The following is a 17889-nucleotide window of genomic DNA, read 5'->3' as shown; positions in this document are numbered from 1 at the left end:
CGCCAATGGACCTACCCAGCAGCGGCGCGTTGCAAAAAGCAGCTCGCCTCCGCCGTCGCCTTTGCTCGCCTGCGGCTTCGCGAGAGATCTGGGGTGGTGGGGTGGTTGCTGAGAGTCGGCTGAGATCTTGCGGGCGGGACGAGGCTCGGAGCGGCATGCTGTGCGGTGTGAAGCCTCGAGTGCTGGTCGTGGACGACGAAGTCGGCGTGCGCCGGGCGTTGGAGCGTGGGCTGGCGGCTGAAGGTATGGAGGTCGTTACGGCCTCTGATGGGCCCACTGCGTTGAGGGTGGCGTTGACCGGGGCTTTTGACGTCGTGTTGCTGGACATCATGTTGCCTGGGCTGTCGGGGTATCGGGTGTTGCAGCGGATGCGGGCCGATGGGGTGCGGACGCCCGTGTTGATGGTGTCGGCCAAGGACGGGGAGATCGACCAGGCTGACGGGCTGGATCTCGGGGCCGATGGGTATCTCGTGAAGCCGTTCAGCTTTGTGGTGCTGGTGGCTCAGGTTCGGGCGCTGTTGCGGCGTGGGGGTGGGGCTCGGCGGAAGCTGACGCTGGGGGAGCTCGTCATTGATCGGGGGCTCAGGGAAGTCAGTTGGGCTGGGACGGATGTTTCGTTGAGTCCTCGGGAGTACGCGGTGCTGGACGTGCTGGCGTCGCGCGCCGGGTCGGTGGTCACCAAGGACGAGTTGTTGCGGGCTGTTTGGGGGGACGAGCAGGCTGCTACGCGGAATGCGGTTGAGGTGTATGTCGGGTACCTCAGGCGCAAGCTGGAGGCTGTGGGAGCTGGGGAGGTTGTGCGGACCGTACGGGGGCACGGGTACATCGCGTCCACTCCGGACCTCGACAGTGCGTTGGGGAACAAGTGAGTCCTCGCCGCTGGTGGTTGCGGCGCACGTTGCGCTTCCGGATCACCGTGGTGGCCACCGGGGTGGCCTTGTTGTGTTTGCTGGCGTTCACCGGGCTGGCGCCCGCCCTGATCGGGCTCATCCAGATCACGGCGGTGGACCAGGAGCTGGCCAAGGCCGAGCCTCGGTTGCTGGACGTGTCCGGGGTGCCGGTGGACGGAGGGCCGCCGCTTCCGTTGACGGCTCAGGACATTCGGATGTTGAAGTCCGGGGAACCCGTGCTGCGGCTCGAAGGGGAGTCGGCGCAGCGGTGGCGGGGGCGGGTGGTGTTCGGAGGGGACGGGACGCCTCGGCTCGAGGTGTTCGGGAGCACCTTGCTGGGGTACGAGAAGGCCAACACGCTGGGGACTCGGTGGCTGGCTGTGGCGGCGGTCCTGGTGGCCGGGCTGGTGGGGATCGCCACGTGGTTGGCGGTGCGGTCGTCGTTGCGGCCGGTGGAGCGGATGCGGGTGGCGGCTGGGGAGCTGCCGCACGGGGAGCGGTTGCCGGTGCCGCCTTCCCGGGACGAGCTGCAGGCGTTGGCCGAGGCGCTCAACGCGTTGCTGGCCCGGCGGGATGAGGCTTCGGATCGGTTGCGGCGGTTCACGGGGGATGCGGCGCACGAGTTGAGGTCGCCGGTGGCTTCTGTGCGGGCGCAGGCCGAGGTTGCGGTGGCGCATCCGGATCCTGACTTCTCGATCGAGGTGCTGGAGTCGGTGGTCGAGGAGTCGATCCGGCTCAGTGCGCTGGTGGACTCGCTGTTGATCCTGGCTCGGGCGGACACGGGGGCGCCGCCTCGGGCTGAGGCCGTGGACCTGGTGCTGGAGGCCGAGGCGGCCATCGGGCGGCTCGACACCGAGTTGCTGGTGCGGTTGAACGCGCCGCCGTCGGCCTGTCTGGTCAGGGCCAGCCGGTCCGAGGTCGAGCTGGTGCTGGACAACCTGATGCGGAACGCGGCTCGGTATGCGTACTCGACGATCACCGTGACGCTGGCGCCGGTGGGGCGGGACGTGCGGCTGCTGGTGGACGACGACGGGCACGGGATTCCCGTTGAGCATCGGGCCAAGGTGTTCGACCGGTTCTACCGGGTTGAGGAGGACCGTGGACGGCGGTCGGGTGGATTTGGCCTCGGGCTGGCGCTGGTGGCGCATCTGGTGCAGCGGCGGGACGGGTCGGTCCGGGCCGCTGAGTCACCTGCTGGTGGTGCGCGTTTGGAGATTCGCTGGCCGTCCTGGTAGGCAGCGCAGGTGCCAGAGTTGCGAGCGTCGGCGCTGGTCGACGCACCTGTTGCCGCTGTTGCCGGTGCCCTGTTGGAGACCTCGCTGATCACCGGGTTCGGGGTGAAGGTGCCTGGCGCGCTGTTGTGCCTCGGGGACGTGCTCACCGGGCCGTTCGGGGTCAAGTTGACGGTGACGCGGGCTGATCTGTCCGGTGTGTCGGCGGCGGGGGACTTCCTGGAGCTGCACACGGATCTCGTGGTCACCGGGGCCGGGACGATGGTGGTCGACCGGGTCGCGTGGACGACGGTGGGCGGGATGGTCGGGCGGTTCGCCGACGTCACCGTCGGGCGCGGGATGGCCCTGCGGGTGCTGGAGAAGCGGTCGGCGTTGCTGGCGGAGCGGTGCCGGGAGCTGGGCGAGGCCGGGGTCGTGGTCGGGGCCGCGATCGTCCGGGATGGACGGTTGCTGGCGCAGCAGCGGGCCTATCCCGAAAGTCATGCGGGGCAGTGGGAACTGCCCGGCGGGCGGGTGGAGGACGGCGAGAAGCCGGAAGAGGCGCTGGCGCGGGAGTGCGTGGAAGAGCTCGGCGTGCCGGTCGTGGTCGGCGAGCAGGTCGGGCCGGACGTGCCGTTGAAGAAGGACATGATCTTGCGGATCTACGCGGCTCAGCTCGGCGGCGGTGAGCCGGAAGCGTTGGAGCACAACGCTGTCCGGTGGCTCACCGCCGGCGAGCTGCCCGGCGTGGACTGGTTGCCGGCCGACCGGGTGCTGGTGCCTGCCCTTCAGCAGCTCATCACATGAGTCCGGAGAGGCGCAGGGCCGCGTTCAGGCGGTGCTGGGCGCGGTCGCGGGCCCGGTCGGCGCCGGAGGAGCGGATGCGGTCCAGTTCCGCCGGGTCGGCGAGGAGTTCCAGCGTGCGGTCGCGGACCGGACGCAGTTCCTCGATGACGGCTTCGGCCACGACGTTCTTGAGGTCGGCGAACCTGCTCGTGTAGTCCTCCGGGTCCTTGCCGGTGCAGGAGGCGAGGATCTCGGTCAGGTTCGCGATGCCCTCGGTGGACGAGACTGCGCGGCGGACCTTGCGCCGCACCAGGTCCGGGTCGTCGAGGACGAACACGACACCCGTGGAGTTCTGCGCGGACTTGTCCATCTTGCGCGTGGGGTCGGAAAGGTCCTTGATGCGGGCGCCCACCTTCGGGACCACGGCCGTCGGGACGACGAAAGCCTCGCCGTACGCGTTGTTGAAGCGGCGGGCGAGGGCACGGGCCAGTTCGACGTGCTGGAGCTGGTCCTCGCCGACCGGGACCTCCGCGGTGCCCTGCAGCAGGATGTCCGCGGCCATCAGCACCGGGTAGGTGAGCAGGCTGAGGCGCACGGAGTCACGGCCGAGCGACTTCTCCTTGAACTGGATCATGCGCGCGGCCTCGCCGTACGTGCAGGTGCACTCCAGGACCCAGTTGAGGGCTCCCAGCTCGCGGATCAGGTCGCTCTGCACGCACACGCTCGCCGGGTCGATGCCTGACGCGACGAGAACGGCGAGCTGCTCGCGCGTCATCGATCGGAGGCGTTGCGGATTGTGCGACGACGTCATCGCGTGCAGGTCGCTGATGAAGTACACGTCGTCCTGGGTGCCCTCGCGGGCCCAGGTGCGCAGCGCCCCGAGGTAGTTGCCCAGGTGAACCTGGCCCGACGGGGTGATGGCGGACAAACGGATCATGGTCATGGTCCCTTCGTGAAGGACCGCCCGGACGAACGCACAAAAAAGCCGCCCGTGTCGGGCGGCCTGTGTTCGCTTTAGCGCACAGCTACTCCGGCCGCCTGAAGGCGGCCCACCAGAAGGCGTTCAGAGTGCGCACGATCACGAGTATAGGACTACCGTTGGAGGATGTTCATCGTGCTGCTGAAGTACGCCGCGCCACTGGAACAGATCGACTACGCCCTGCCCGACCACCGAGCGTGGGTCGAGAAGCAGTACGAGCGGGGTTTGTTCCTCGCCTCAGGGCGTCAGGTGCCGAGGACCGGCGGCGTGATCATCACGCGGCCCATGCCCCGCGGCAAGCTCGAAGCGCTGCTCGCCACGGACCCGTGGGCGGAGCAGAAGCTCGTGAAGTACGAGATCTGCGAGTTCGAGGCGACGCGGACGGCGCCTGAGCTCATGAAGCTGAACGAGGCCGTGCTGCAGCACTAGGTCTGTTCGGCAAGCCACTCGATCGCCGCGTCGAGCGCTTCGTCGCTGTCCACGAGCGTCTGCGGGGCGATCGGGGTGTTGCCGTACGTCCTGCCGGTGCGATCTGCCATGTACGCGGTGGTGATCGCGAGCCGCGCGCCGTCGGGCAGCAGGAACAGCTCGTTGGACGTCGCGTAACCGGCGGTCGGCTCGCCGAAGCTGCGCGTGCGGTCGGCGCCCGTGAACGCGAGCAGCACGGCTTCCCCCGAGCTCGCGGTCCCGCCGTCGATCAGCACGGCGACCGGGCCGTTGACCGCAGGAGGCATCTCCACCTGCGGAAACCAGATCCTCTCGCCGTCGTGGACGTGGCCGTCGCGGATGCCCCAGTCCGTCGTGGTGCCGTCCGGGTGCACGAACGAACCCGTCTTGCCCTCGCCGAGCAGCGGCGCGACCACGGTGAGCATCGGGTGCATGTCGCCGCCGTGGTTGCCGCGCAGGTCGACGACCCAGCCCGACGGTCGTGCGGCGAGGAGGTCGCGCAGCAGGTACCGGCCGGACTCGACGTACGTCTCGCCGTTGTCCGAAGAGGTCTGCGGCAGTTTCAAGTAGGCGGTGGAGCCGATCATCCGGACGCCGGGGACCTCGCGGATGGAGGGCGGAGGGCCGCCGCCGGGTGAGGTGCGCAGGACGGTGTGCGGGTTGCCGAGCTCACCGATCACCCACCGGATCGCGTCGTGGGCGTCGCCAGCACGGTGAGCTTCAGCACGCAACCGCGGCCAGTCGGCCGCGGAGCTCTCCATCGAGTGCTGCTGGAGCAGGTCGAGGGCGGTGTCGAGGTAGCTGCGAGCCGGTGAGACGGGCTCTCCGACGCCCGTGCTCAACAGCAGCAGGACCAGGAGGACATACCTGATCACGCGGCCTTCTTCGCCGCCTTGGCCGCCTTCTTCGCAGCCTTCTTGCGGGCCTTGTCACGCTCCTTGAGCAGGAACGGAACCGGGCACCGCTTGCACTGCGGCTTCGACCGGCAGCACTTCTTCTTGAGCTTCTTACCCACTGGTTGCACTCCACTCCGGCACGTGTCGCTAGAGTAGGTGAGGCTCACTTCACTAGCACTCTTGTGTGGTAATGCCGACGCGGCCGGTACTCTGGTGTACGGCTGTGCGCATTGACGTGTCCGGCGCGAGCCCCTCCAACGCCTTCGAAGCTCTAGGAGTTCTGCGTGCCCACGGCCACCGCGCCTGCCCTTCAGACGCGCACTGACCTGCGCAATGTCGCGATCGTCGCGCACGTCGACCACGGCAAGACCACGCTGGTCGACGCCATGCTGCGCCAGTCCGGCGCCTTCTCCGCGCGTGCCGAGCTCGTCGACCGGGTCATGGACTCCGGCGAGCTCGAGCGTGAGAAGGGCATCACGATCCTCGCCAAGAACACGGCTGTGCGCAGGCACACGCCGGACGGTGACGTGATCATCAACGTCGTCGACACCCCCGGCCACGCCGACTTCGGTGGTGAGGTCGAGCGCGCGCTGTCGATGGTGGACGGTGTCGTCCTGCTCGTCGACGCCTCCGAAGGCCCGCTGCCCCAGACCCGGTTCGTCCTGCGCAAGACGCTGGCCGCCGGTCTGCCGGTGATCCTGCTGGTCAACAAGGTCGACCGCCCCGACGCCCGGATCTCCGAGGTCGTCGACGAGGCTCACGACCTGCTGCTGGACCTCGCCACCGAGGTCGGCGCCGACGAGTCCGTGCTGGACCTGCCGGTCGTCTACGCCTCGGCGCGCGCCGGCCGTGCCTCGCTGAACCAGCCGGAGGACGGCGGCCTGCCGGACGAGGAGAACCTCGACACCCTGTTCCAGGTGCTGCTCGACCACATCCCGGCCCCCACGGTCGACGTGGACGGCCCGCTGCAGGCCCTGGTCACGAACCTCGACGCCTCGACGTTCCTCGGCCGCATCGCGCTGTGCCGCGTCCACCGCGGCACGCTGCGCAAGGGCGAGACCGTCGCCTGGTGCCGTGAGGACGGCGAGCCGGTCAAGGTCCGCATCACCGAGCTGCTGATCACCGAGGCCCTCGAGCGCATCCCCGCCGAGGTCGCCCACGCGGGCGACCTGGTCGCCATCGCCGGCATTCCGGAGATCACGATCGGCGACACCCTCGCCGACGCCGACGCACCCGAGGCCCTGCCGCGGATCACCGTCGACCAGCCCGCCATCTCGATGACCGTCGGCGTGAACACCTCACCCCTGGCCGGTCGCAACGGCGGCACCAAGCTCACCGCCCGGCTGCTGAAGTCGCGTCTCGACTCCGAGCTCGTCGGCAACGTGTCCGTGCGCGTCCTCCCGACCGAGCGCCCGGACACCTGGGAGGTCCAGGGCCGCGGCGAGCTGGCGCTGGCCATCCTGGTCGAGCAGATGCGCCGCGAGGGCTTCGAGCTGACCGTGGGCAAGCCCCAGGTCGTCACCCGCACCGTCGACGGCAAGATCCACGAGCCGTTCGAGCGCCTCTCCGTCGACTGCCCCGAGGAGCACCTCGGCGCCGTCACGCAGCTCCTCGCCAACCGCAAGGGCCGCATGGAGAACATGTCGGGCCACGGCTCGGGCCGCATCAAGCTGGACTACGTGGTGCCGTCCCGGGGCCTCATCGGCTTCCGCACCGAGTTCCTGACCGAAACCCGCGGCACCGGCATCGCCAACGCCGTCTCCGAGGGCTACGGCCCGTGGGCGGGCGAGATCCGCACCCGCCACAACGGCTCCCTGGTGGCCGACCGCGCGGGCTCCATCACCGCCTACGCCATGATCCAGCTGGCGGACCGCGGCACGTTCTTCGTGGAGCCGGGCGCCGACACCTACGAGGGCATGGTCGTGGGCGAGAACCCGCGCGCCGAGGACCTCGACGTCAACGTCTGCCGTGAGAAGAAGCTCACGAACATGCGCTCCTCGACGGCCGACGTGATGGAAACCCTGGCCCGCCCCCGCAAGCTCTCGCTGGAGGAGGCGCTCGAGTTCTGCGCCTCCGACGAGTGCGTGGAGGTGGCGCCGGAGGTCGTCCGCGTCCGCAAGGTGACGCTGGACGCGAACCTGCGGGGTCGCGAGCGGTCGCGGCTGAAGCAGCGCGGCTGATTCACGCGCTGAACTGACGTAACGCCTGACAGGGGCGGCTGGGCCACGGCCTGGTCGCCCTTCGTCGTGTCCGGGGTGGTTGGGGTGGCGAGCACCCGCCACGGCGACGCTCCCACGCCGGCCGCAAGGCGCCGACCCGCCAAACCGCCCGAGTTTCGGGCGCTCAAAACCAGCCGACCCCACCCCCGAACCACCCGCCCAGGTGGGCCGTACTACCCACTGTGCGAGCAACCCGCCACCACCCGGGCACGTCCCACAAGTGGCGCGGGTGACAAAACCTGGGTTGCCCGAACGCCACCATCACCCTTCTGGCAATGTGAGGACCATGAGGCGACTCGGGGGAGTGCTGGCTGCTGCCGTCCTGTGCGGCACTGCGGCGTGCACGAACGCGCCGCCTCCGCCTCTGGTGCCGAAGTCCGAGGCGCCGGTCATCACCACGACGGGGCCGAAGGTCACCGAGGTCGTGATCGGTGTGGACGACGTGGCGGGTGGCTACAACCCGCACTCACTGGCTGCGCAGAGCCCCATCACCACGGCGTTGAGCTCCCTCCTGCTCCCGTCCGTGTTCCGCCCCGGACCCGATGGCGCGCCGCAGCTCGACCGCAACCTCATGGTGAGTGCCAAGGTCACCAAGGCCGAGCCGTTCACTGTCACCTACACGATCCGCAAGGACGCGAGCTGGTCGGACAGCGCGCCCATCGCCGCCGAGGACTTCTACTACCTGTGGCAGCGTATGCGCGTCGAACCCGGTGTTGTGGATCCGGCGGGTTACCGGCTCATCAACAACATCAGCGCCAGAGAAGGCGGCAAGGTCGTCGAGGTCGTGTTCGGCAAGCCCTTCCCCGGCTGGCGGTCCCTCTTCGCCAACCTCCTGCCGGCACACCTGCTCAAGGACGCCCCCGGCACGTGGTCGAACGTGCTGAGCACCGGCTTCCCCGCCACCGCAGGCCCGTTCCAGGTGCGCTCCCTGGACGAACCGCGCGGTGAGGTGGTCCTGGAGCGCAGTGACCGGTACTGGGAGGTGCCGACCACGCTCGACCGGGTCGTGATCCGCAGGGCCACGCACAGCGCGATGGCCGAGTCACTGTCCAAAGGCGACAATCAGGCGGCTCTGCTCAGGGCCGACGCCGCGGACGTCAACCTGCTCAAGGCGATCAAGGACCTCACGACGAAACCGGTGCCGCGCAACGAGGTTGTCCAGGTCCTCCTCAGACCGGCCAGTGAGCAGCTGAAGGACGTCAAAGCGAGGAAGGCGATCGTCGCCGCGCTGGACCGCGACGCGCTCATCGCGTCCGGCACGCAGAGCGGGCCGAGTGCCCAGTACCGGGCCGACTCCTACGTGGTGCCGCCCAGTCGCACCGGGTACACCGCGACGATCCAGGGCAACACGCTCAACGCGGCGGCCGCCGACCAGTTGCTCGCCGAGGCCGGGTACGTCAGGAACGCGCAGAACGCGTGGGCGAAGGGCGGCAAGCCGCTCAGGCTGAAGATCGCCGCGCCCGAGAAGGACGAGCCGTACGTCGGGCTCGCGAACCGGATCAAGGCGCAGCTGGCCGAGCGCGGGATCGACTCCGAGGTCGTCACGCCCAAAGCCGAGGAGCTCTTCAGCAAGCAGCTGCTCGAGAAGGACGTCGACATCGCTGTCGTGCCGCGTGTCGACGCCGGTGACTCGGCGGCCGGGCTCGCGAGTGCGTACGGGTGTGCCGGTGACGCGCCGGACGGCGGGACGCCCACTCCAGCGAACCCCGCCGGGTTCTGCGACCCGGCGATCCAGCCCGACATCGAGGCCGCGCTCAACGGCAAGGCGCTCCTCGCCGACGTGCTCGCGCGGGTCGAGCCGCAGATCCAGGCTCAGGCGGTCGCGTTGCCGCTGTTCCAGGTAGTGGATCTTCTTGGTGTGCTGCCAACAATGGTCTCCGGGGTCGACACCGGGGCGCCGCTGGCCGGTGTGCTGAGCGAAGCACCCGAATGGCGGCGGCTCGAGAAGTAGCCGGCGGGCGGAAAACCCGTTGCGGAGGCGGTCGCCTCGTTGCTACTTTCGGCCGCTGTCGTTGACAGAATTCTGCGCGCCCGGTTAACGAACGCATTCGCCCGGTAATCGGGCCATTGCGGCGCGCTACGAGGTGTCTCCATTGGGTCACGATCGCCCTCCGAGGTAGTGACCGCTCCCTCACCAGGTTCTTACCGTGCTGCCCACGATGTGCCGGTTCGGGGCGCGTATGGCACATCACGGTTATGGGCGTGCATGCCGACCTGGCCACGGCCGCCCAGTGCTAGGAGGGCACGTGTCGATGAGGAGAACCAAAGCACTTCCGGCGATCGCGCTGATTTCCAGCGTGTCTCTGGTTCTGGGTGCCTGTGGTGGCGGTGGTGGTAGCAACGACGCCGATGGTGGCGACGCCACCATCGCGGAGATGGCGACCGCTCGTGGTGAGTCCGCGGACGGCTACACCGCGCCGGAGACGAAGCAGAGCGGCCCGATCGTCGTGTCGAGCGACAAGCCGTTCACCTCGTACAACAACGCGACCGAGGACGCGAACCAGTCCTACAACACGTTCGCGCTGGTTCTCGTGCAGCCGGGTGCGCACATCACGAACGGCAACAACAAGGTCATCCTGAACAAGGACGTCATGGAGTCGATCGAGGTCACCTCGAAGTCTCCGCAGGTCGTGACCTGGAAGCTGAAGAAGGGCGTCAGCTGGTCCGACGGCGAGGCCTGGGACTGCGACGACTTCTACCTGGCGTGGTTCACGCAGAGCAACTCCGCCAAGAAGGCCGACGGCACCAAGTTCTTCAAGCCGGCCAGCGCCACCGGGTACGACCTGATGACCGGTGAGTGCAAGGACGACCAGACGTTCGTCGGCACCTTCAAGGAGCCGTACCCGGACTACGAGAGCCTGTACAACAACGACGTCCTGCCGGCGCACATCCTCGAGAAGCAGACGGGCATCGCCGACGTCACCAAGCTCACCGCGTCCAGCAGCGCGGACGAGCTGACGAAGGCCGCCGACTTCTGGAACGAGAAGTGGAACGGCTTCACCAAGGACCTGATGCCCTCTGCGGGTCCGTACATGCTGACCGGCTTCGAGCCGAACCAGTCGGTGACGCTGGAGCGCAACCCCAAGTGGGTCGGCAAGGCCGGTGGTCCCGAGAAGATCACCCTGAAGGCGATCCCGGACCCGATCGCGCAGGCGCAGGCGCTGGAGAACGGCGAGGTCGCCGTCAACTCCATGGCCCAGCCCGACGCGAACGCGGCCACGAAGCTCAAGGGCCTCAGCGCTCAGGGCGTCACGTTCGGCGCCGGCCCCGGCCTGTCGTTCGAGCACCTCGACATCCAGATGAAGCACCCGGTGCTGTCGAAGGCTGAGATCCGCAAGGCGTTCTTCATGTGCGTCAAGCGCCAGGACATCATCGACAAGCTCATCACCGAGGTTCAGTCCGACGCCAAGCCGCTGGGCAGCCTGATCTTCTTCCCGAAGGACGAGGGCTACAAGGACCTCTACGCCGACAAGGCGAAGGGCGACGCGACCGAGGCCAAGAAGATCCTGTCCGACGCCGGCTGGACGCAGGGTGCCGACGGTGTGTTCGCGAAGGACGGCCAGCGCGCCTCCTTCAAGATCAGCCACACCGACATCCCGCGCCGCAAGCAGACCGTCGAGCTGATCCAGGGCCAGTGCAAGGAAGCCGGCATCGAGGTCAAGGACGACACCGACCCGAACTTCCTCGACGAGCGCGTCTCCGCCGGTGACTACGAGGTCGCCCTGTTCGCGTGGTCGTCGCCGCCGTTCAAGAGCGGCAAGAAGTCGATCTACGAGACCGGTGGTGGCCAGAACTGGTCCAACTGGAGCGTGCCGAAGGCCGACGCGGCTCTGAAGCAGGCGGTTTCGCAGACGGCGATCGCCGACTCGCTGAAGTACTGGCAGGAAGCGGACGACGCGCTGGCCGGCGAGTACCTCTCGCTGCCGCTGTTCCAGATGCCGAACATGTGGGCCTTCAAGGGACTCGACCGCGTGTACTTCCAGAGCTACTACGGCGCGCTTTGGAACGCCAACGAGTGGCAGACCAAGTAAATCGCCATAGCTGAAGTGCGCAACGCCTGACCGGGCGGGGCCGGACCACGAGTCCGGCCCCGCCCGAGCCGGGTTGCCCCCTAGGAGCCCGCCCGTGATCCGCTACATCATCCGGCGCCTGCTGATCTCCATACCCATCCTGCTGATCGGCAGCTTCGCCTGTTACGTCCTCGTCGCCTCCGCCGGAAACCCCTTGGCGGAGATGCGATTCCGGCCCGGTGTCACCGAAGCCGACATCAAGGCCGCCGAGGCCTCCCTCGGCTTGGACAAGCCCGTCGTCGTCCGCTACTGGAACTGGCTCACCGACTTCCTGTCCGGTGACTGGGGCCAGAGCATCGCCCTCGGTCAGGCCAAGACCGCTGTCTTCCCGGCCGTCACGGACGCGCTGTGGACCACCGGACGGCTCGTCATCGGTGCCGAACTCCTCGCGCTCACCCTGGGTGTCTCGGTCGGCGTGCTCGCCGCCGTGCGCCAGTACTCGATCTTCGACTACCTCGCCACCAGCACCGCGTTCCTCATGTTCTCGATGCCGATCTTCTGTGTCGCGGTCATCGTGAAGAACTACGGCATCCAGTTCAACAACGTCCTGGAGTCGATGGGGCTGGACCGCTGGCTCACCACCGCCGGTCCGCGGCCGGGTGGCTTCACCGGCAGCTTCGGTGAGGTGATCTTCAAGTACACCGGCACGTTCCTGCTGCCGACGATCGCGCTGATGCTGATCAGCTTCGCCGCGTACAGCCGGTTCGAACGGGCCTCGATGCTGGAGATCCTGCACTCGGACTTCGTGCGCACGGCGCGGTCGAAGGGCATCTCGCAGGGCCGCGTGATCTTCCGGCACGCGTTCCGCAACGCGCTCATCCCCGTCGCCACGCTGTTCTCGCTGAACTTCGGTGCCGTGCTGTCCGGCGCGATCATCACCGAGACGGTGTTCGGCTGGTCCGGCATGGGCACGCTGCTGGTGAACTCCGTGCGGCAGTTCGACCCGCCGATGCTGATGGGCTGGCTCGCGGTCACCGCGACCCTGATCGTGCTGTTCAACCTGATCGCCGACGTCGTGTACGGCATCCTCGACCCTAGGATTCGCCTTGGCTAACATCAACTTGGCGTCCGAGGGCGGCGTGGTGAACAGCGCTCCCCAGTCCGGCTCGCACGAGTTCGACGCCACCAAGACCCGCACGCAGGGCCAGCTCGTCCTGCAGCGCTTCCTGCGCCACCGGCTCGCGATGGTGAGCCTCGGCGTCTTCGTCTTCCTGGTCCTGTTCGCGTTCGTCGGCCCGTTCATCTGGACCTACGACTACGAGGACGTGTCCAGCAGGTCCTACCAGCCGATGAGCGGCACCCACCCGCTCGGCACCACCCAGGTCGGCAAGGACATGCTGGCGCTGCTCATGCGCGGCACCGGCTACTCGCTGCAGATCGCGTTGATCGTGGCCGCGCTCGCGACCGCCATCGGCGTGACTTTCGGTGCTCTGGCCGGATATCTGCGCGGCTTCGTGGACACGGCGCTCATGCGTCTGGTGGACCTGCTGCTGATCATCCCGCAGATCGCGGTCGCCGCGATCGTCGTCAAGGGGTTCTCCGGCAGCTGGTACGTCGTCGCGCTCGTGCTCGCTGCGTTCGCCTGGATGCAGATCGCCCGCATCACCCGCGGTGAGACGCTTTCCCTGGCACAGCGGGAGTTCATCGAGGCCGCACGGGCCTGTGGCGCTTCCACGCCGCGCATCATCTTCAAGCACCTGGTGCCGAACATGATCGGCAGCATCACGGTCAACGCCACGCTGGCGATCGCCGCCGCGGTGCTCACCGAGGCCGCGCTTTCGTTCCTGGGTCTGGGAGTTCAGCCCCCGGACACGTCGCTCGGCGTGATCGTGCTGGAGAACTACGGGCAGTTCCTGAACCGGCCGTGGCTGTTCTGGGGTCCGTTCATCGTGCTCGTGTCGCTCTCCCTCGCCGTCAACTTCATCGGTGACGGCCTGCGCGACGCGTTCGACCCGAGGCAGACGAAGGTGCGTGCCTGATGACGAGTGTTTCCGAACTGTCGGAGGACTTCCTGTCCTCCGGCACCACCGCGCCGCTGCTCTCCGTCAAGGACCTGTCGGTCACGTTCCCGACCGACGACGGCGACGTCCGCGCCGTGCGCAACGTCTCGTTCGACCTCAACCCCGGCGACGTGCTGGGGATCGTCGGCGAGTCGGGCTCCGGCAAGTCGGTGTCCTCCATGGCGATCATGGGTCTGCTGCCCAAGAACGCGATCATCGAGGGCTCGATCCGCTATCGCGGTGAGGAGCTGAACGGCCGCACCTACAAGCAGATGCAGCCGTTCCGCAGCAAGCACATCTCGATGATCTTCCAGGACCCGATGACGTCGCTGAACCCCGTCTACACCGTGGGGTGGCAGCTCGCCGAGACCTACCGCGCGCACCACGACGTCTCGAAGAAGGCGGCGTGGGCCAAGGCGGTCGAGGCGCTGGAGCTGGTCGGCATCCCGCAGCCGGACAAGCGCGCGGCCCAGTACCCGCACGAGTTCTCCGGCGGCATGCGGCAGCGCGTGGTCATCGCGATGGCGATCATCAACGACCCCAGCGTGATCATCGCGGACGAGCCGACCACCGCGCTCGACGTGACGGTGCAGGCGCAGATCCTCGACACCATGCTGCGACTGCAGTCCGAGACCGACGCGGCGATCGTCATGATCACGCACGACCTCGGCGTGGTCGCGGGCATGGTCAACCGCGTGCAGGTGATGTACGGCGGCACCGTGGTCGAGTCCGGCCCGGTCGACGACGTCTTCGAACGGCCCCGGATGCCTTACACCGTAGGACTTCTGGGTTCCGTCCCGAATCCGTCCACTTTGGGCAAGCGGCTCACCCCGATCAAGGGCGCGCCGCCGTCGCTCGTGAATCTGCCGACCGGGTGCTCGTTCTCGCCGCGCTGCCCGCTCGTCATCGACGTGTGCCACGAGTGGGAGCCGGAGCTCGAACAGGCCGGCCTGCCGAACCACACGTCGCGCTGCCACCGGTGGGAGCACCTGGCGACGATCGACCAGCCGCAGAAGCTGTTCCTGCACGACGAGATCGGCACGGTGGAGAACCCGGCGGTGTTCGCCGCGGCCAACCCCGACGAGTCGCTCGAAGTGACCGCCGTGCACGGGTCTCTGCTCACGGATGAGGAGGCGAAGTGACCGCGCCACTGCTGGAGGTCACCGACCTCGTCAAGGAGTTCCCCGTGCGGGGCAAGGGGATCATCCCGCGCAACGTCGGCACGGTGCAGGCCGTGTCCGGGGTCTCGTTCTCGCTGAACCCCGGCGAGACGCTCGGCCTGGTCGGCGAGTCCGGCTGCGGCAAGTCCACGACGGGGCGCGCGATCCTGCAGCTGCACAAGCCGACATCGGGCTCGGTGAAGTTCGAGGGCCGTGAGCTCACGGCCATGAGCACCAAGCAGTTGCGGCCGTTGCGCAAGGACATCCAGATCGTCTTCCAGGACCCGTACGCGTCGCTGAACCCCAAGTGGCAGGTCAACGACATCATCGCGGAACCGTTGCGGATCCACGGTGTGGAAGGTGGCGTGCAGCGCAGGGTCAACGAGTTGCTGGAGCTCGTGGGTCTCAACCCCGAGCACCGCAACCGTTATCCGCACGAGTTCTCCGGCGGTCAGCGGCAGCGCATCGGCATCGCGCGGGCGCTCGCGCTGAACCCGCGGTTCCTGGTGCTGGACGAGCCGGTGTCCGCTTTGGACGTCTCGGTGCAGGCCGGTGTCGTGAACCTGCTGGAGGAGCTGCAGGATCGGCTCGGGCTCGCGTACCTGTTCGTCGCGCACGACCTCTCGGTGGTGCGGCACATCTCCGACCGAGTCGCGGTGATGTACCTCGGCAAGATCATCGAGATGGGCGAGCGCGAGGCCATCTACAACCGGCCGATGCACCCGTACACGCAGGCGTTGCTGTCCGCGGTGCCGATGCCGGATCCCAAGCAGGAGCGCAAGCGTCAGCGGATCGTGCTGACCGGTGACGTGCCGTCGCCGGTCAACCCGCCGTCGGGCTGCCGGTTCCGCACCCGCTGCTGGAAGGCCCAGGACATCTGCGCCACCGAGGAACCGAAGCTGGAACTGCGGGGTGCGCCGGACGGAACGCTGTCCGCGTGCCACTTCGCAGAGGAACGCTCGATGGTGTGACGCGATCGGCGTGCCGAGAGCAGAGACCGGGTGGCTGACGCCGGATCGCGAGATCGCGTCGGTCATCCGGTCAACCGCTCATGCCGAATTCGGCGATTCGGCATGAGCGATTCGGCCGGATGACCGACTTCCCGGCTATCTCGCCGCCCCTGCGGAGCAGGGGCGATTAACACCGCTTTACCCTTTTCCGGTGACGCTGACTGCCCCACCACGGTTGCTCTTCGTGCACGCCCACCCGGACGACGAGAGTCTCTGGACGGGCGGCACCATCGCGCGCTACGCCTCGGCCGGCGCGCACGTCACTGTCGTCACCTGCACGCTGGGGGAAGAGGGCGAGATCATCCCGCCCGCGCTGGCGCACCTCGCCGCCGACGCAGCCGACCAGCTGGGCGGGTACCGGGTGGGCGAGCTGAGATCAGCCTGCGCCGCACTCGGCGTGACCGACCACAGATTCCTCGGCGGCATCGGCCGGTGGCGCGACTCCGGCATGGTCGACGTGCCGTCCAACGCGCACCCGCGCGCGTTCGTCCAGGGTTCGCTGGAAGAGCAGACCGCCCAGCTGGTCGAGATCCTGCGCGAGGTCAAGCCTCAGGTCGTCGTCAGCTACGACGCGTTCGGCGGCTACGGCCACCCGGACCACATCCGCGCGCACGAGATCACCGTGGCCGCGTGCGCCCAGGTTTCCGACGTCGAGCGGGTCTTCTACGCGGTGACGTCCCGCGACGCCACGGCCACAGGCGTGCAGGCGATGGAGAACGTGCCGGAGTCGTTCCGGCTGCCAGAGCCCGGTGAGCTGCCGGTGACGCCGGACGAGGAGATCACCACCGTGATCGACGTGTCCGAGCACCTGACGGCGAAGCGCCGGGCGTTGCGCGCACACTCGACGCAGGTCAGTGTGTGGGACAGCGGCTACGCGCTGTCGAACAACATCGCCCAGCCGCTGGTCGGCGGTGAGTACTACGTGCTCGCGAAGGGTTCGGCGGAGGGCGCGGCCACAGATCTGTTCGGAGGACTGGGTGACCGGTAGCTGGCGAGTCGTGTTCCTGCTGCTTCTGTGCGTCGAGGCGGCAGTGCTCGCCGTGCTGGAAACGATGTTCCTGCCCCTGCGCTTCGACGGCACGCTGCTGCCGGAGCTGCGGGACTGGCCGTTCCCCATCATGATCGCGGTGGCCGCCTTCACCACACCTCTGCTGGTGTCGTGGGCGGCCTCGCTGTCCGAACGGGTCCTGACCGCCGCGTCCCCGTTGCTGGTGTGGTTCTTCACGCTGATGTGGTTCGGCTACTTCGAGCCGGGGCACGCCGCGGGCACCCCCGTCCTGCTGCTGCAGGACTGGCGCGGCCTGCTGCTGCTCGCGGGCGGTGCGCTGACGGGTGCCGTGGCCGTGGGTGCCGTGATGGCGCGCAACGCGGCCAACCGGCCGGGCCTCTACGACACCGCGGGCACCCAGTAGCGGTAGCGGTGGTGCTCGGTGCAGCCGAGCTCGGAGTAGAGCCGGATCGCCGGCTCGTTGTGCTCGGCGACCTGCAGCGCGCACGTCGTGGCGCCCTGCCGCAGACCCCAGCCCGCCAGCTCACCCATCAGCTGCCTCGCCAGTCCCTTGCGGCGGTGTGACGGCCGCACGGCGAGCCGGGCGACGTGCAGCAAGTCCTCGACGACGGCGCCGCGGACGGCCGCGACGACCGTTCCGTTCTCGCTGATGCTCGCGAAGCAGACGTTCTCGCCGCTGCCGAGCACGTGCCGCTGGGCGGCGGAGACCTCGGATCCCGCCGTCAGTTCCCACCATCCGGGAAGATCATGACTTCCGGCTTCGCCCTCGGCGAACTTTTCCAGCAGGCCCGTCATCACCAGCGACTCCGCGCCGCCGGGATGATCGAGATCGACGTGCCAGCCCGCGTCCGCGATCGCTTGTTCGTGCGCTGAGCCGTTGACAACGTGCGCCGCGGGTTTGATGCCGTGCTCGCTCGCGAACCCCTTGACGACAGCCAGTGCGTCCGGCACTGGAACACCAGGATCGCCGCAGGTCAACGTGCTGTTGGCACGCCCGGTGAAGCCCGCGGCCGCGCGCATCGACCAGTCTCCGAGCGGAACTTGTGCCAGGACGGGCCATGCTCGCGCGCAGAGCGATTCCAGGTGATCCACGGTGTGCACCCGTTCATCCTGTCCCAACAGGTGTTGTGACGTGGCACACCGTGCAGCTAAGGCAAGCCTGACCGGGTGATACTCGAACGTGCCGCGTACTCTCCGGCTTGCGCGGTGTGG

At 68.2% G+C, this 17889-nt stretch carries 17 protein-coding genes; 13 read left to right on the top strand and 4 right to left on the bottom strand.

The window, feature by feature from the left end; all coding sequences use genetic code 11:
* The first annotated feature begins 155 nt into the window (after positions 1 to 155).
* Genes C8D87_RS26670 through C8D87_RS47960 form a run of 3 tightly spaced genes read left to right on the top strand, consistent with a single transcriptional unit; the run spans position 156 to position 2908 of the window.
* Positions 156 to 869, top strand: a complete 714-nt coding sequence (locus C8D87_RS26670; protein ID WP_170154752.1) for a response regulator transcription factor — start codon at positions 156 to 158, stop codon at positions 867 to 869.
* Positions 866 to 2125 carry a sensor histidine kinase gene (locus tag C8D87_RS26665; RefSeq protein WP_109632351.1) on the top strand — a complete coding sequence of 420 codons (1260 nt, stop codon included), beginning with the start codon at positions 866 to 868 and terminating at the stop codon, positions 2123 to 2125. Before C8D87_RS26670 ends, C8D87_RS26665 begins: the two co-directional genes overlap by 4 nt.
* 9 nt (positions 2126 to 2134) lie before the next feature.
* On the top strand, positions 2135 to 2908 hold the full coding sequence (locus tag C8D87_RS47960) for a (deoxy)nucleoside triphosphate pyrophosphohydrolase (protein ID WP_233439209.1): 774 nt from the start codon (positions 2135 to 2137) through the stop codon (positions 2906 to 2908).
* Here the strand turns inward: C8D87_RS47960 and trpS are convergent.
* On the bottom strand, positions 2901 to 3824 hold the full coding sequence (gene trpS, locus C8D87_RS26655) for a tryptophan--tRNA ligase (RefSeq protein WP_109633231.1): 924 nt from the start codon (positions 3822 to 3824) through the stop codon (positions 2901 to 2903). The genes C8D87_RS47960 and trpS overlap by 8 nt on opposite strands.
* Before the next feature lie 168 nt (positions 3825 to 3992).
* On the opposite strand from trpS, the gene C8D87_RS26650 reads away from it, so the two are divergent.
* Entirely contained in the window at positions 3993 to 4295 is a 303-nt protein-coding gene (locus C8D87_RS26650) for a YciI family protein (RefSeq protein WP_109632353.1), read from the top strand.
* Here C8D87_RS26650 and C8D87_RS26645 read toward each other — a convergent pair.
* Both C8D87_RS26645 and C8D87_RS46195 read right to left on the bottom strand, forming a co-directional pair.
* Complete coding sequence (locus tag C8D87_RS26645; RefSeq protein ID WP_112228805.1) at positions 4292 to 5188, bottom strand: S41 family peptidase; 897 nt, start codon at positions 5186 to 5188, stop codon at positions 4292 to 4294. The genes C8D87_RS26650 and C8D87_RS26645 overlap by 4 nt on opposite strands.
* Positions 5185 to 5328, bottom strand: coding sequence for a hypothetical protein (locus C8D87_RS46195; RefSeq protein WP_170154674.1), 144 nt, complete (start codon positions 5326 to 5328; stop codon positions 5185 to 5187). The genes C8D87_RS26645 and C8D87_RS46195 overlap by 4 nt, the downstream gene beginning before the upstream one ends.
* A gap of 165 nt (positions 5329 to 5493) precedes the next feature.
* On the opposite strand from C8D87_RS46195, the gene typA reads away from it, so the two are divergent.
* The 9 genes from typA to C8D87_RS26600 all read left to right on the top strand — a co-directional run bounded on the left by typA (position 5494) and on the right by C8D87_RS26600 (position 17080).
* The gene (gene typA / locus C8D87_RS26640; RefSeq protein WP_109632357.1) at positions 5494 to 7389 is read left to right on the top strand and encodes a translational GTPase TypA; all 1896 of its coding nucleotides are present in this window, start codon (positions 5494 to 5496) and stop codon (positions 7387 to 7389) included.
* Between the two features lie 325 nt (positions 7390 to 7714).
* Positions 7715 to 9379: an ABC transporter family substrate-binding protein gene (locus C8D87_RS26635; protein ID WP_112228804.1), complete on the top strand. Its 1665-nt coding sequence runs from the start codon at positions 7715 to 7717 to the stop codon at positions 9377 to 9379.
* Between the two features lie 301 nt (positions 9380 to 9680).
* Positions 9681 to 11459 (top strand): ABC transporter family substrate-binding protein, encoded by a 1779-nt coding sequence (locus tag C8D87_RS26630; RefSeq protein WP_112229042.1) that lies wholly within the window; start codon positions 9681 to 9683, stop codon positions 11457 to 11459.
* Positions 11460 to 11553: 94 nt separating this feature from the next.
* Positions 11554 to 12552 carry an ABC transporter permease gene (locus C8D87_RS26625; protein ID WP_109632362.1) on the top strand — a complete coding sequence of 333 codons (999 nt, stop codon included), beginning with the start codon at positions 11554 to 11556 and terminating at the stop codon, positions 12550 to 12552.
* A 25-nt stretch (positions 12553 to 12577) separates the two neighbouring features.
* Positions 12578 to 13477 carry an ABC transporter permease gene (locus C8D87_RS26620; RefSeq protein WP_233442335.1) on the top strand — a complete coding sequence of 300 codons (900 nt, stop codon included), beginning with the start codon at positions 12578 to 12580 and terminating at the stop codon, positions 13475 to 13477.
* On the top strand, positions 13477 to 14640 hold the full coding sequence (locus C8D87_RS26615; protein WP_112228802.1) for an ABC transporter ATP-binding protein: 1164 nt from the start codon (positions 13477 to 13479) through the stop codon (positions 14638 to 14640). Before C8D87_RS26620 ends, C8D87_RS26615 begins: the two co-directional genes overlap by 1 nt.
* Positions 14637 to 15629 carry an ABC transporter ATP-binding protein gene (locus C8D87_RS26610; RefSeq protein ID WP_112228801.1) on the top strand — a complete coding sequence of 331 codons (993 nt, stop codon included), beginning with the start codon at positions 14637 to 14639 and terminating at the stop codon, positions 15627 to 15629. Before C8D87_RS26615 ends, C8D87_RS26610 begins: the two co-directional genes overlap by 4 nt.
* 190 nt (positions 15630 to 15819) lie before the next feature.
* The gene (mshB, locus tag C8D87_RS26605; protein WP_112228800.1) at positions 15820 to 16656 is read left to right on the top strand and encodes an N-acetyl-1-D-myo-inositol-2-amino-2-deoxy-alpha-D-glucopyranoside deacetylase; all 837 of its coding nucleotides are present in this window, start codon (positions 15820 to 15822) and stop codon (positions 16654 to 16656) included.
* Positions 16646 to 17080 carry a hypothetical protein gene (locus C8D87_RS26600; RefSeq protein WP_109632373.1) on the top strand — a complete coding sequence of 145 codons (435 nt, stop codon included), beginning with the start codon at positions 16646 to 16648 and terminating at the stop codon, positions 17078 to 17080. The genes mshB and C8D87_RS26600 overlap by 11 nt, the downstream gene beginning before the upstream one ends.
* On the opposite strand, the gene C8D87_RS26595 is transcribed toward C8D87_RS26600, so the two are convergent.
* Positions 17056 to 17769, bottom strand: a complete 714-nt coding sequence (locus C8D87_RS26595) for a GNAT family N-acetyltransferase (RefSeq protein ID WP_233442296.1) — start codon at positions 17767 to 17769, stop codon at positions 17056 to 17058. The two genes, C8D87_RS26600 and C8D87_RS26595, sit on opposite strands and share 25 nt — an antisense overlap.
* Positions 17770 to 17889 lie beyond the last annotated feature (120 nt).

This window comes from Lentzea atacamensis (assembly GCF_003269295.1).
In the GTDB taxonomy this organism is placed as follows: domain Bacteria; phylum Actinomycetota; class Actinomycetes; order Mycobacteriales; family Pseudonocardiaceae; genus Lentzea; species Lentzea atacamensis.
Note: the sequence above shows the minus strand (reverse complement) of the source record. Positions and strands in the feature narration are given on the sequence as shown.